We start from the raw sequence: 13,860 nt of genomic DNA, 5'->3' as shown, positions 1-13,860 counted from the left end.
AGCGAAAGCGCTCTTTAGTGACAAGTAAAATTTCATCGAAAAATCAGTTTCGTGAATCACCTGTCGAAGAAATAAGCAAAACCGGCGCTCTTCCTGACGCGAACACGCGCGCCATTAACAGTTGTCTTTGACGGCCTGAGCTATTTGCTGTGCGGATGCTTCAACCAGCTCGGCATCCTCACCTTCAACCATCACCCGGATCAGCGGTTCTGTGCCGGATTTTCGCAGCAGAACGCGACCTTTATTACCCAGTTTAGCTTCTACAGCTGCCTGGGCAGACAATACCGCATCTGATTCCAGCGGATTGGAATCCCCCGAGAATCGCACATTGACCAGCACCTGCGGGTACATGGTCATGCCATCGGCCAGCTCTTTCAGTGACATTTTACTGCCAACCATCGCAGCCATGATCTGCAGCCCCGCTACAATACCGTCACCGGTTGTGACTTTATCCAGCAGGATCACGTGACCAGAGTTTTCTGCACCAATCAGCCAATTATGTTTTTGCAGCTCTTCCATGACATAGCGGTCACCCACTTTGGCACGGACAAACGGAATCCCCAGTTGTTTGAGGGCATTTTCCATCCCCAGGTTGGTCATCAGCGTACCAACAACACCACCTTTCAACTCGCCACGACGCAGGGCATCACGGGCAATGATGTAGGCAATCTGATCGCCGTCGATTTTGTTGCCCTCTTCATCCACCATGATCACCCGGTCACCATCGCCGTCCAGTGCAATGCCAAAGTCCGCCTTCTCTTCTAGCACTTTCGCCTGCAGGGCTGCAACATCAGTCGCGCCGACCTGATCATTGATGTTGGTACCGTTCGGGGAACACCCGATAGTGATCACTTCAGCACCCAGCTCTTTAAAGACATTCGGGGCGATGTGATAAGTGGCACCGTGAGCACAGTCGACAACAATTTTGTAGCCGGCCAGATCGTATTTGCTCGGGAAAGTGCCTTTGCAAAACTCAATGTAACGTCCGGCAGCATCGTTGATACGGTATGCTTTCCCCAGCAGCGCAGACTCCACACAGGTCAGCGGCTTGTCCATTTCTTCTTCGATAGCCAGTTCAACCTCATCCGGCAGTTTGGTGCCTTCCGAAGAAAAGAACTTGATCCCGTTGTCGTAATACGGATTGTGGGATGCAGAGATCACAATGCCCGCTTCTGCCCGGAAAGTGCGGGTCAGATAAGCAACAGCTGGTGTAGGCATCGGACCGGTGAATGCCGCCTGCAGCCCCGCCGCCGCCAAACCTGCTTCCAGTGCTGATTCCAGCATGTAACCGGAAATACGGGTATCCTTACCAATAATTACTTTTCGGGTTCCTTCTTTGGCCAGAACCCGTCCGGCCGCCCAACCCAGTTTAAGAACAAAATCAGGCGTGATTGGCGCTTTGCCCACAAACCCGCGCACCCCGTCGGTGCCAAAATATTTACGCTCTGCCATGAATCACTCCTAGCAACTAATGATTTCAACCAGGGTTGTTATAATTTCAGACCCGTCTGATGTGATTAACGCTGCGCCAGCGTCATTTCACACACCTTCAGTACATCGACGGTTTCTTTAGCATCGTGTACCCGGATGATCTGCGCACCTTTCATGGCGGCAATCGCGGCGCACGCCAGACTTCCGGCCAGACAGTCCGCTGGCTGTTTCTCTAATAATTTATGAATCATTGATTTACGCGACATCCCCACCAACAGGGGCAAACCGAACTGATGGAACGACTCGAGATGAGCCAGCAGCCGGTAGTTATGCTCAAGGGTTTTACCAAATCCAAACCCCGGATCCAACAATAGCTTATCGCGGGCAATGCCTGCCGCTTCGCAAGCGGCAACCCGCTCAGCCAAAAAGTCGCCGACATCCGCGATTACATCCTGATAGGAAGGTTCTGCCTGCATGGTCCGAGGCTGTCCCTGCATATGCATCAGACAAACCGGCACCCCGGCAGCAGCAGCCGCAGCCAGTGCACCAGGCTCCCGTAGCGCACGAATATCATTGATCAGATCCGCACCGGCTTTGACTGACTCCGTCATGACTTCAGCTTTGCTGGTATCAATGGAGATCCAGCAGTCGAATCGCTGGCTGATGGCTTCAATTACCGGGATGACCCGGTCCAACTCGTCCTGCTGACTGACATCCGCCGCACCCGGGCGGGTTGATTCACCACCGATATCCAAAATAGTCGTACCGGCAGCCAGCATCTCTTCGGCATGACGTAATGCCGCATCCATCCGGTTGAAACGGCCGCCATCAGAAAAGGAGTCTGGTGTGACATTGAGGATCCCCATGGTATGGGGACGTGACAGATCCAGGGTTTTCTCTTTATTCGTCAGAATCAAGTTTTGGCTCCTCAACTGGCTCAATTCCATGAGCATAAAACAATAAAAAACCCCGACCAGAGCCGGGGTTTAAATCATATCGGGCGGTTATGCGTTTGGCTTATCATCTTCACTGCGATGAATCGCCGGTGCATCGGCAGTTTCCTGCTCGTCATCCACCTCTTGGGCTGGCGCTTGCTCAGCAGTTTGTTCTGCTTTGGCTTCGTGCGGCTCACCCACTTTCATGGTGTCGTTTTCGTCACCCCAACCTTTTGGTGCGCGAATCACTTCTTTGCGCTTCATCAGGTCGTCAATCTGGCCGGCATCGATGGTTTCATATTTCATCAGTGCATCTTTCATCGAGTGCATGATGTCCATGTTAGCCATCAGAATCTCACGGGCACGTTCGTAGTTACGATCGATGATTGCACGTACTTCCGCATCGATAGCGCGCGCTGTTTCATCAGACATGTGCTTGGTCTTCGTGACCGAACGACCCAGGAACACTTCGCCTTCATCTTCAGCATACAACAGTGGACCCATCTTCTCGGAGAAGCCCCACTGCGTCACCATCTTACGGGCGATTTCGGTCGCACGTTCGATATCGTTTGATGCACCGGTAGATACTTTTTCTATACCGTAGATCAGTTCTTCTGCCAGACGACCGCCGTACAGGCTGGAAATCATCGATTCCAGGTACTCACGTGAGTGGCTGACACGATCCTGCTCAGGCAGGTACATGGTCACACCCAGCGCACGGCCGCGTGGAATGATAGACACTTTATAAACAGGGTCATGATCCGGTACCAGGCGACCAATGATAGCGTGGCCCGCTTCATGGTATGCCGTGGACTCTTTCTGCTCCTGCGTCATCACCATGGACTTACGCTCGGCACCCATCATGATCTTGTCTTTGGCCAGTTCAAACTCAACCATAGACACGGTGCGCTTGTTACCACGCGCCGCAAACAACGCCGCTTCGTTCACCAGGTTAGCCAGGTCAGCACCAGAGAAGCCTGGAGTACCACGTGCAATCAGCTCAGGTTTCACATCACCATCCAGTGGCACTTTACGCATATGCACTTTCAGGATCTGCTCACGACCACGAACATCCGGCAGGCCAACGACCACCTGACGGTCGAAACGACCAGGACGCAGCAGAGCCGGGTCCAGAACGTCCGGACGGTTGGTTGCCGCAATCACGATAATGCCTTCATTACCTTCAAAGCCGTCCATTTCAACCAGCATCTGGTTCAGGGTTTGCTCACGCTCATCGTGACCACCACCGACACCAGCGCCACGCTGACGACCCACCGCATCAATCTCATCAATAAAGATGATACAAGGTGCAGCTTTCTTGGCTTGCTCGAACATGTCACGGACACGGGATGCACCCACACCGACGAACATTTCAACGAAGTCAGAACCAGAGATAGTAAAGAACGGTACTTTGGCTTCACCGGCGATGGCTTTTGCCAGCAGGGTTTTACCGGTACCTGGAGGACCAACCATCAGAACACCGGTCGGAATCTTACCGCCCAGTTTCTGGAAGCGGCTTGGATCACGCAGGTAATCCACCAGCTCTTTCACATCTTCCTTGGCTTCATCACAGCCAGCGACGTCTGCAAAGGTGGTTTTGATCTGGTCTTCACTCATCATACGGGCTTTCGATTTACCGAACGACATGGCACCTTTGCCACCCCCGCCCTGCATCTGACGCATGAAGAAGATCCAGACCCCGATCAGCAACAGCATCGGGAACCAGGAAATGAAAATAGATGCTAACAAGCTAGGTTCTTCTGGTGGAGTACCCAGCACTTTAACATTTGCGTTAATCAGATCGTCTAACAGCTTTTGATCGTTGTAGACAGGCAGATAGGTGACGTATCGCGTGTTATCACGTTTGAATACGGTAATTTCACGATCATTGAATCGCACTTCCCTAATCTGATCCTGACCGATTTCACGGACAAAGGTTGTATAGTCGACTTGACGGCCAGCATTATCACCGGGTCCGAAGCTCTGAAAAACAGACATCAGAACCACAGCGATGACTAACCACAGAATCAAGTTTTTTGCCATGTCACTCAAGGTGTTAACCTCGCGATAACTAAATAAATGAATTTAGGGTACTACAGTTTGTAACCTGTAGCTACAATATATACCTCACGAGAGCGATCCCGCGATGAATCCGGCTTGCGGATTTTGACCACTTTGAACATAGAGCGCACTTCCGCCAGATATGGGTCAAAGCCTTCACCTTGAAAAACTTTTACCGCAAAGCTGCCGTTAGGCGCAAGTACTTGTCTACACATATCTAATGCTAGTTCAACAAGATACATTGCTCTAGGCTGATCTGATGCCAGGTTACCACTCATGTTAGGCGCCATGTCCGACAGAACCACATCGACCATGTCCGGCTGAATACGCTCCAACAGAGCATCCAACACGGCTTCCTCACGGAAATCACCTTGCAGGAAGCTTACGCCCGGCAGTGAGTCCATTGGCAGAATGTCACAGGCAATCACCTGACCTTCGTCACCAACAATCTCAGCCGCATACTGTGACCAGCCGCCAGGTGCCGCCCCCAGATCCACGACTGTCATACCAGGTTTCAGAAGCTTATCTTTTTTCTGGATTTCTTCAATTTTGAAGATGGCACGGGAGCGGTAGCCCTTTTTTTGTGCTTCCTGAACATATTTGTCATCAAAATGTTCTTTCAGCCAACGGCCGGAGCTGGCCGAATGCTTTTTTTTACTCATGATTTACCTAATGAGTTTGGGGACTTATCAAGTATACTCAGCAACACCATTGATGGCGTATACTAAACAAATTAGTCATCCAGACTATATGGCGTTAGAATACGCGGTTTTCAACCCTAGAATGAAATAGAGTCGACATGAATCTAAGCACCAAGCAGAAGCAATACCTTAAAGGTCTTGCGCACAACCTAAAACCTGTAGTCTTAATGGGTGCAAATGGCTTAACTGAAGCCGTGCTGGCCGAAATCGAACTGGCACTTGACCACCATGAGCTTATCAAGGTTAAGGTTGCTGCTGAAGAGCGCGAAACCAAGTTTTTGATCGTTGATGCCATTGTTCGCGAAACCAAAGCTGAAAAGGTTCAGGTTATCGGGAACACGCTGGTTCTTTACCGTCAAAGCGAAAATCGAAAAATCGAATTGCCACGCAAATAAAAAAGGCCGCCGCTGCGGCCTTTTTTATACCTCAATCACGGCAGGGTGTGCCGTGATTTTTATCTGATAGTCACAATTTCTAACAAATTCTGCTGGTTACAGGTAGGCAACGTCAGAAATTTCGAATTCGCGCTTACCGCCCGGCGTCGTGATTGACACTTCGTCGTCTTGCATTTTACCAATCAGGCCACGAGCGATCGGCGAGTTCACAGAGATACGACCCGCTTTGATGTCAGCTTCGTCATCACCTACGATCTGGTAGGTCACTTCTTCATCGGTATCAATGTCGATCAGCGTAACTGTCGAGCCGAAAATCACTTTGCCAGCGTTCTGCATCTTAGTCACATCGATCACCTGCGCCATCGACAGCTTGTACTCGATGTCGCGAATTTGTGCTTCACAAATGCCCTGCTCTTCACGCGCAGCGTGGTATTCTGCGTTTTCCTTCAGGTCACCCAGTTCGCGTGCTTCTGCAATCGCTTGAGAGATCAGCGGGCGACGTTTCATCAGAATATCCAGTTCTTCACGCAGCATCTTTTCGCCGCGCACTGTCATTGGAATCTTATCCATATTTTTATTTACCTCAACGCCCGTATAGCCAAGGCTATAGAAGGCAAAACAAAGCCAGCCCGGCGACCAGGCCGAACCATATCAATTAAAGGGAACGCTTCATTCTAAACAAAGATTCCTCAGAGATCACCTTTGTTCCTCAGCAACCCTCCTCAAACCGGCGAAATTCGCAGTCTTCTGACAAGGCCTAACGAATGCCACAAAATAAGTATATGTAGCAGATCACAAATATACGCAAAGTAACAAATTAACCCTACGTTTTAGATGTCAATAAAAGACTAAAAACAACTAAAAAGCCACAACCTAAAGGAACTTCCAAGTTTTAAGGTAAACACCTGAAATATAAGGATTAAAAACATCTAAAATGCACAATTTTCCTTTTGGATAAGTATTTTTCAGTTTTTTTTACTAACAGTTCGCCAGGCACAACCAGTAAAAAGAACACTATGCATTTAGCACAAGAATGCATCAGACAAAAAATTCCAAAAGGATTCGATAATGAACAAGACACTGATTGCACTGACAGTAGCAGCGGCTTCAATCTCTTCTGTAGCTACAGCCGCAGAAGTTTACTCGGACGAAACTTCTAGCCTGGCAATTGGCGGCCGTTTCGAAGCTCGTGGCGTTATGAAAGAAAACGACCAGGGCAGCAACAAAGTCACCGATAAATCACGTGTACGTATCAACGTAGCAGGTAAAACTGACATCACTGATTCTCTGTACGGTATCGGTTTCTGGGAAGGCGAGTACACCAGCTCTGGCTCTTCTGACGACAAAGGTGATGTCAACAACCGTCACCTGAACGCAGGTATCGGCGGCGACTTTGGTAAAGTGGTATACGGTAAAACTGACGGCTCTCTGGGCATGATCACTGACTTCACCGATATCATGGCTTACCATGGTAACGAAGCGGGTAACAAAGTAGCTGCAGCTGACCGTGCTGGTGACAACCTGGCTTACACCGGTTCTTTCGATCTGGGCGGCAACAACCTGACTCTGAAAGCGAACTACGTGTTTGACGACGGCAAAGGCTCTGAAGGTCTGGACGACGGTTACTCTGTAGGTGCAATCTACGCTCTGGACATGGGTCTGGCGTTCGGTGCAGGTTACGGTGAGCAAGACACAGCGACTAACAGTGCATTTAACGGCGAAACTCAGAAGCAAACATTCGGTGCAATCTCTTACACCGTGGGTGACTTCTACTTTGCGGGTCTGTACCAAGACGCTCGCCACACTGAAGAAAACTCTGACAAACAACGTGGTTACGAATTCGCAGCGTCTTACACTATGGATAAGACTGTATTCATCGCGACTTACAACTTCCGTGAAGACCGTTCAAACGACGTTGACCTGAACGACTCAATTGCGATTGATGCGACTCACTACTTCAACAGCAACTTCCGTACTTACGCGTCTTACAAGTTCAACCTGCTGGATTCTGACAAAGTAGGTAAAGCGAACGCATCTGACGAGTTCGTCCTGGGTGCTCGTTACGACTTCTAATGCAATGATTGCCTGACAAAGGCAAAGTCATTACATAGACTTTACAGCGTCAGCCTTCGGGTTGGCGCTGTTTTGTTTTATGATGACTGACCCTGACACGCAATGCAAAAGGCCACTTATGCTGCGAATACTGTTTTCGACTCTCGCCCTGCTCCTGACTACTCAGGTGCACGCTTCTTCTATATCACTCCAGCAAGCGCTGAGTCAGTTGCCTGACGGCAATGATACAGCGTTACTGGTTGCCGACAGCCAGACCGGCGAAGTCCTTTACCAGCAGCGGGCCGATCAACTGCAGCCACCTGCCAGCACGCAGAAAATGCTGACTGCGCTGGCTGCCCAGCTGTACCTCGGGCCTCAATACCGCTTTACCACTCGGGTGGAAACCCGCGGCAATGATCTGATTTTCCGTTTCAGTGGTGACCCGACTCTGACCCGCACGCAGCTGACCCAACTATTACAGCAACTCAAAAAGAAAGGCATCACCTCGATCAGCGGCGACATTTTGCTTAACGGCGGGCAGTTCACCAGCTACGAACGTGCGCCTGGCTGGCCCTGGGACATTCTGGGCGTCTGTTATAGCGCGCCAGCCAGCAGCCTGACCCTGGAGCACAACTGTGTGCAGGGCGCACTGTATAGTAACCGCTCACTTGGCGAACCGACCCGGGTTAACATTCCTTCTCACCAGCCGATCACCGTGACCACAAATGCCGTCATCGTGAACAAAGCCCAGCATGAAGCCAGCCATTGCGAGCTGGAACTGGATATTGCCGGGACAGGCAACACCTACCACCTGGACGGTTGCCTAGTAAAACGCGACCAGCCCCTGCCGCTCAAATTCGCGGTTCAGGATACAACGGACTACATCAGTAAAATTCTGCGCAGCGAGCTGACCCGCCAGCGAATCAGCTTCAAGGGTAAAATTAAGCGGGATGATAAGGCGCAGGGCCAGCTTGTTGTCCAGCACCAGTCACAGCCGCTCAATGTCCTGCTGGATATCATGGTCAAAGCGTCAGATAACCTGATTGCCGATAACCTAACCAAAACCCTGGGTGCCCGCTACTACAAACAACCGGGCAGCTTCAAAAACGGTGTGGCCGCCATTGAAGCTATCCTGAAAGAAAAAGCCGGGATCACACTGGACAATGCGGTACTGGTCGACGGTTCCGGTCTCTCGCGCAATAACCGTTTAACTGCCGAACAAATGCTGCAAGTGATCGCTTACATTCGAAAGCATGACAACCAACTGGGGCTGCTGAAAACCTTCCCGGTCAGCGGCGAGAGCGGTACGCTGCAGTATCGGCGCAGCATCCGCCAGAAACCGCTTCAGGGCCAGATTCATGCTAAAAGCGGCTCACTGTATGGAACGTATAACCTAGCAGGGATCCTGACAGCAAAATCCGGCAGAGAGCTGTTGTTTGTCCAGCTGGTGACTAACTATCACCCACCAAAGCAGGATAAAAACGCACCGGCTGTCACACCTCCGATTCAGGCCTTTGAGAACACCTTGTACCATACGCTCTACGAGCAGTTTTGACGATCGCTCCCCTGCCTGGTCAGGACGGGGACATACAGATGAAAAAAAAGCGAGAGGCAGAACCTCTCGCTTTTTTATTGCTCAAACCGGATGGTCGTGAACTGGATAAAACGGTTAGCTAGGCCAGCCCCAGCACTGAGTTCACCGTGGTGAAGTAAATCACCATCCCGGTAATATCGACCACGGATGCCAGCACCGGGCTGACCAGTACTGCCGGATCCAGTTTGCACGCCCGGGCAATCATCGGTAGTACCCCGCCGACGGTGGTAGACAACACCACCTGTAAGGCAATGGCAATCCCGATCGCCAAAGCAATATCCGCCAGTTGCATTCCCACCGGCAGTACAGTGCTGTCACTGAACAGCAACACCCGGCCAACGATTACTGTCGCCAGTACCGCAGCAACAACCATCGCCACCCGGAATTCTTTCCACAGCACTTTCAGCCAGTCCCGACAATGTATCTCTTCCATTGCCAGAGCCCGCACCACCAACGTGGCAGCCTGAGAGCCGGTATTCCCGCCCGCCGCGGCAATCACCGGCATGTAAATCGCCAGCAGCACCAGCTGGCTCAATGTGTCCTCGTAATGCGAAATGATCAGCCCGGACACAATGCCGAGCAGTGCCAGCCCGACGATCCAGCCGATCCGCTCGCGCACATGGCTGAATACGCTGTTTTTCAAATAGTGCCCGGCCGGCTCGGCTTCCGAGCAGATCAAGCCCAGACCGTTAGCCAGGTGGCGCATACACACTTCTTCATCCATTTCATCCAGCAGATCCAACAACGTCTGAACATGACGCAGCGGAACTTCATGCAAGATTGCAATCGCCTCAGAAAGAGGCATTTTGACCAGCAGTGCAGCCTGCTCCGATAGATCGTATTTCAGCAGTGCATTGCGAGCAGCCAGAATATCAGTATGTACAAAAGGTTTATTTGTATCAGCAGCATGCGCTGCATAGTTCATTACCGCCATGGCGAATCTCCCGATTGGCAATGCCGTCTGTCACACAGACAGCTTGGGTAACGACCACCTGAATCGCACAGTGCCACCATTAAAGCAGCGGACACCAAGGCACAACAGTGCCACGGCCTGATACCTGAAACAGGGGCAGGCTGATGCAATTCAATACAGAGAAAGAATGGGGAAAACCGGGGAAGAGTGTGTCAAAAAACTTATCAGCAGGATAAAAATGAGAACAGACTTTTCCGAACCTGAGGAACCGGGTTCGGACAATGAGAGACCGACACCGTCAGCAGGTTTGATTTTCCACCTTCATACTCGGGGGATGGTCGGTATCGTTCATTGAAGTCTCCAATAAATCATCAAGTCGCTTATGCGACGCGCTAATTGTACGCGATTCAGTTAGCAGTTCAATAGAGCCGCAGGACAAAAGTGTCAAATTTTCATCAGGATTTTATTGCCCTGTGAGAACCATAAAAAAGCCCGCTCTATAGAGCGGGCTGTGTGTACATCAAAATCAGTCAGCTACTACGCGATGTGCGCTTTCACGCGCGCGTGCAGCTCTTGAACAGACGTCACTTTGTTACGGTCATCTGCTGTCCAGGACATGCAGGTTGCGAAGGCAGCGTTCAGCGTCGTGGTGTAGTTCACCTTCTCCGCCAGTGCGCCGCGACGCAGTACTTTCGAGTCTTCAATCGCCTGACGGCCTTCCGCAGTGTTCACGATGTAGGTGTACTCATTGTTCTTGATACGGTCAAGAATATGAGGACGACCTTCGTGTACTTTGTTAACCAGACGCGGGTTGATGCCAGCTTCACCCAGTACGACCGCGGTGCCGTGTGTAGCATCCAGCTCGTAGCCCAGTTTGATCAGCTTGGAAGCCAGGTCGACAACACGCTGCTTGTCGTTACCACGAACTGACAGCAGTGCGCGTCCTTTTTCCTGCTTCACTTTGCCACAGCCCAATTCGGCTTTGGCAAAGGCTTCGGCAAACGTGTCGCCCACACCCATGACTTCACCAGTTGAGCGCATCTCAGGGCCCAGTAGCGGGTCAACGCCAGGGAACTTGTTAAATGGCAGCACCACTTCTTTCACCGAGTAGTACGGTGGAATGATCTCTTTGGTAAAGCCCTGTTGTTCCAGAGACTGGCCAGCCATAACGCGCGCAGCAATCTTCGCCAGCGGGGCACCTGTGGCTTTCGAAACGAATGGCACGGTACGGGCCGCTCGTGGGTTCACCTCAATCAGGTACACTTCGTTGTCTTTCACCGCAAACTGGGTGTTCATCAGACCACGCACGCCCAGCTCAAACGCCAGTTTCTCAACCTGACGACGCATTTCGTCCTGGATTTCCTGGCTCAGGGTGTAAGCCGGCAGAGAACAGGCTGAGTCACCGGAGTGAACGCCTGCCTGCTCGATGTGCTCCATGATACCGCCGATAACCACGCGCTCACCGTCGCAAATCGCATCCACGTCAACTTCAGTTGCGTCATCAAGGAAACGGTCCAGCAGTACCGGAGATTCGTTAGAAACGCTGACCGCTTCATTGAAGTAACGACGCAGGTCTGCTTCATCGTACACGATTTCCATCGCACGGCCGCCCAGTACATAAGAAGGACGAACCACCAGCGGGAAGCCAATTTCTTTCGATTTCTCAACCGCTTGCTCAATCGCAGTAACAGTTGCGTTATCTGGTTGCTTCAGGCCCAGACGCTCAACAGCCGCCTGGAAACGCTCACGGTCTTCAGCACGGTCAATCGCATCCGGGCTGGTACCGATAATCGGCACACCCGCCGCTTCCAGAGCGCGAGCCAGTTTCAGTGGAGTCTGACCACCGTACTGCACGATAACGCCTTTTGGCTTCTCGACACGAACGATAGACAGAACGTCTTCCAGAGTCACAGGCTCAAAGTACAGACGGTCAGACGTATCGTAGTCAGTCGATACCGTCTCTGGGTTACAGTTCACCATGATGGTTTCGTAACCGTCTTCACGCAGTGCCAGCGATGCGTGGACACAGCAGTAGTCAAATTCGATACCCTGGCCGATACGGTTCGGGCCGCCACCCAGCACCATGATTTTATCTTTGTCGGTCGGCTGCGCTTCACATTCGTCATCGTAAGATGAGTACATGTAAGCCGTGTCTGAGGAAAACTCAGCCGCACAGGTATCCACGCGCTTGTACACCGGGTGGATGTCGTACTGGTCACGCAGTTTGCGGATTTCAGACTCCGCCACACCCAGCAGTTTCGCCAGACGCGCGTCCGCAAAGCCTTTACGTTTCAGCTTACGCAGTACATCCGCGTTCAGACCGGCAAAGCCACCTTCTTTGACTTCGTTTTCCATTTTCACCAGTTCTTCAATCTGAACCAGGAACCAGTGGTCAACGTTTGTCAGCTTGTAAACACCGTCGACCGACATTCCGGCACGGAAAGCGTCAGCGATGTACCAGATACGCTCTGCACCCGGCTCTTTCAGCTCGTGGCGGATTTGAGTCAGTGCATCAGGCGCATCCAGGTCAACCATTTCATCGAAACCTGTGGCACCAACTTCCAAACCGCGCAGCGCTTTGTGCAGAGATTCCTGCTGGTTACGGCCAATCGCCATCACCTCGCCCACGGACTTCATCTGCGTGGTCAGACGGTCGTTAGCACCGGCAAATTTTTCGAAGTTAAAGCGTGGGATCTTCGTTACGACGTAATCGATGGTTGGCTCGAACGAGGCCGGTGTTGCGCCACCTGTGATGTCGTTCATCAGCTCGTCCAGCGTAAAACCAACGGCCAGTTTCGCCGCCACTTTCGCAATCGGGAAGCCTGTTGCTTTTGATGCCAGAGCAGAAGAGCGCGACACACGCGGGTTCATTTCGATGATAACCATACGGCCATCTTTCGGGTTGATACCAAACTGTACGTTTGAACCGCCGGTTTCAACACCGATTTCGCGCAGAACCGCCAGCGAAGCATTACGCATCAGCTGGTATTCTTTATCCGTCAGGGTTTGCGCCGGAGCAACCGTGATAGAGTCACCGGTATGGATGCCCATTGCATCGAAGTTTTCGATAGCACAGACGATGATGCAGTTGTCGTTTTTATCACGAACCACTTCCATCTCGTACTCTTTCCAGCCAATCAGCGACTCGTCAATCAGCAGCTCGTTAGTCGGTGACAGGTCCAGACCACGGCGACAGATTTCTTCGAACTCTTCTTTGTTATACGCAATACCGCCACCGGTACCACCCATGGTGAAAGACGGGCGGATAATACATGGGAAGCCCACCATATCCAGCACTTTATAGGCTTCTTCCATGGTTTTCGCGGTATCAGCGCGCGGACATTCCAGACCAATGGATTTCATCGCCGCATCAAAGCGAGAACGGTCTTCCGCCTTGTCGATAGCATCTGCTGTCGCACCAATCATCTCAACGCCGAACTCAGCCAATACGCCGTGACGTTCCAGATCCAGCGCACAGTTCAGTGCAGTCTGGCCGCCCATGGTCGGCAGCACAGCGTCAGGACGCTCTTTCTCGATGATCTTGCGGACCACTTCCCAGTGAATTGGCTCAATGTAGGTCGCATCAGCCATTTCCGGGTCAGTCATAATAGTGGCCGGGTTCGAGTTCACCAGAATGACACGGTAGCCTTCTTCACGAAGGGCTTTACAAGCCTGTGCACCTGAGTAGTCGAACTCACATGCCTGACCGATAACGATTGGGCCAGCACCCAGAATTAGAACACTTTTAATGTCAGTACGTTTTGGCATTGCTTACTAC

10 protein-coding genes are annotated in these 13,860 nt (G+C 51.6%); 3 read left to right on the top strand and 7 right to left on the bottom strand.

The annotated features are described in order from the left end of the window. Positions 1-114 precede the first annotated feature (114 nt). The 4 genes from glmM to rlmE all read right to left on the bottom strand — a co-directional run bounded on the left by glmM (position 115) and on the right by rlmE (position 5,089). The gene (gene glmM / locus PGW97_RS02805; RefSeq protein WP_217392150.1) at positions 115-1,452 is read right to left on the bottom strand and encodes a phosphoglucosamine mutase; all 1,338 of its coding nucleotides are present in this window, start codon (positions 1,450-1,452) and stop codon (positions 115-117) included. 65 nt (positions 1,453-1,517) lie between these two features. After that, positions 1,518-2,297, bottom strand: coding sequence for a dihydropteroate synthase (folP, locus tag PGW97_RS02800; protein WP_443147116.1), 780 nt, complete (start codon positions 2,295-2,297; stop codon positions 1,518-1,520). Between the two features lie 138 nt (positions 2,298-2,435). Beyond that, complete coding sequence (gene ftsH, locus PGW97_RS02795; RefSeq protein ID WP_207103332.1) at positions 2,436-4,409, bottom strand: ATP-dependent zinc metalloprotease FtsH; 1,974 nt, start codon at positions 4,407-4,409, stop codon at positions 2,436-2,438. A gap of 50 nt (positions 4,410-4,459) precedes the next feature. Beyond that, the gene (rlmE, locus tag PGW97_RS02790; RefSeq protein ID WP_047886496.1) at positions 4,460-5,089 is read right to left on the bottom strand and encodes a 23S rRNA (uridine(2552)-2'-O)-methyltransferase RlmE; all 630 of its coding nucleotides are present in this window, start codon (positions 5,087-5,089) and stop codon (positions 4,460-4,462) included. A 137-nt stretch (positions 5,090-5,226) separates the two neighbouring features. Here rlmE and yhbY point away from each other — a divergent pair, with 137 nt between their 5' ends. After that, positions 5,227-5,523, top strand: a complete 297-nt coding sequence (gene yhbY / locus PGW97_RS02785; RefSeq protein WP_047886495.1) for a ribosome assembly RNA-binding protein YhbY — start codon at positions 5,227-5,229, stop codon at positions 5,521-5,523. A gap of 96 nt (positions 5,524-5,619) precedes the next feature. On the opposite strand, the gene greA is transcribed toward yhbY, so the two are convergent. Next, on the bottom strand, positions 5,620-6,093 hold the full coding sequence (greA, locus tag PGW97_RS02780; protein ID WP_047886494.1) for a transcription elongation factor GreA: 474 nt from the start codon (positions 6,091-6,093) through the stop codon (positions 5,620-5,622). A gap of 498 nt (positions 6,094-6,591) precedes the next feature. Between greA and PGW97_RS02775 the strand changes: the two genes are divergently transcribed. Continuing rightward, positions 6,592-7,596 carry a porin gene (locus tag PGW97_RS02775; protein ID WP_047886493.1) on the top strand — a complete coding sequence of 335 codons (1,005 nt, stop codon included), beginning with the start codon at positions 6,592-6,594 and terminating at the stop codon, positions 7,594-7,596. Between the two features lie 118 nt (positions 7,597-7,714). Continuing rightward, positions 7,715-9,130: a serine-type D-Ala-D-Ala carboxypeptidase gene (dacB, locus tag PGW97_RS02770; protein ID WP_217392153.1), complete on the top strand. Its 1,416-nt coding sequence runs from the start codon at positions 7,715-7,717 to the stop codon at positions 9,128-9,130. A 118-nt stretch (positions 9,131-9,248) separates the two neighbouring features. On the opposite strand, the gene PGW97_RS02765 is transcribed toward dacB, so the two are convergent. Beyond that, positions 9,249-10,103, bottom strand: a complete 855-nt coding sequence (locus PGW97_RS02765) for a magnesium transporter (protein WP_047886491.1) — start codon at positions 10,101-10,103, stop codon at positions 9,249-9,251. A 516-nt stretch (positions 10,104-10,619) separates the two neighbouring features. Then, positions 10,620-13,850 (bottom strand): carbamoyl-phosphate synthase large subunit, encoded by a 3,231-nt coding sequence (carB, locus tag PGW97_RS02760; protein ID WP_047886490.1) that lies wholly within the window; start codon positions 13,848-13,850, stop codon positions 10,620-10,622. Between the last annotated feature and the right edge of the window lie 10 nt (positions 13,851-13,860).

It is taken from the genome of Photobacterium sp. GSS17 (genome assembly GCF_028621875.1).
Classification (GTDB): Bacteria; Pseudomonadota; Gammaproteobacteria; order Enterobacterales; family Vibrionaceae; genus Photobacterium; species Photobacterium ganghwense.
This window is presented reverse-complemented; position numbering and strand designations above follow the sequence as displayed.

Coding starts and splice junctions, on each gene's coding strand:
- dacB (WP_217392153.1), top strand. CDS start 7,715: ATGCTGCGAATACTGTTTTCGACTCTCGCCCTGCTCCTGACTACTCAG.
- rlmE (WP_047886496.1), bottom strand. CDS start 5,089: ATGAGTAAAAAAAAGCATTCGGCCAGCTCCGGCCGTTGGCTGAAAGAA.
- carB (WP_047886490.1), bottom strand. CDS start 13,850: ATGCCAAAACGTACTGACATTAAAAGTGTTCTAATTCTGGGTGCTGGC.
- glmM (WP_217392150.1), bottom strand. CDS start 1,452: ATGGCAGAGCGTAAATATTTTGGCACCGACGGGGTGCGCGGGTTTGTG.
- ftsH (WP_207103332.1), bottom strand. CDS start 4,409: ATGGCAAAAAACTTGATTCTGTGGTTAGTCATCGCTGTGGTTCTGATG.
- greA (WP_047886494.1), bottom strand. CDS start 6,093: ATGGATAAGATTCCAATGACAGTGCGCGGCGAAAAGATGCTGCGTGAA.
- PGW97_RS02775 (WP_047886493.1), top strand. CDS start 6,592: ATGAACAAGACACTGATTGCACTGACAGTAGCAGCGGCTTCAATCTCT.
- PGW97_RS02765 (WP_047886491.1), bottom strand. CDS start 10,103: ATGGCGGTAATGAACTATGCAGCGCATGCTGCTGATACAAATAAACCT.
- yhbY (WP_047886495.1), top strand. CDS start 5,227: ATGAATCTAAGCACCAAGCAGAAGCAATACCTTAAAGGTCTTGCGCAC.
- folP (WP_443147116.1), bottom strand. CDS start 2,297: ATGGGGATCCTCAATGTCACACCAGACTCCTTTTCTGATGGCGGCCGT.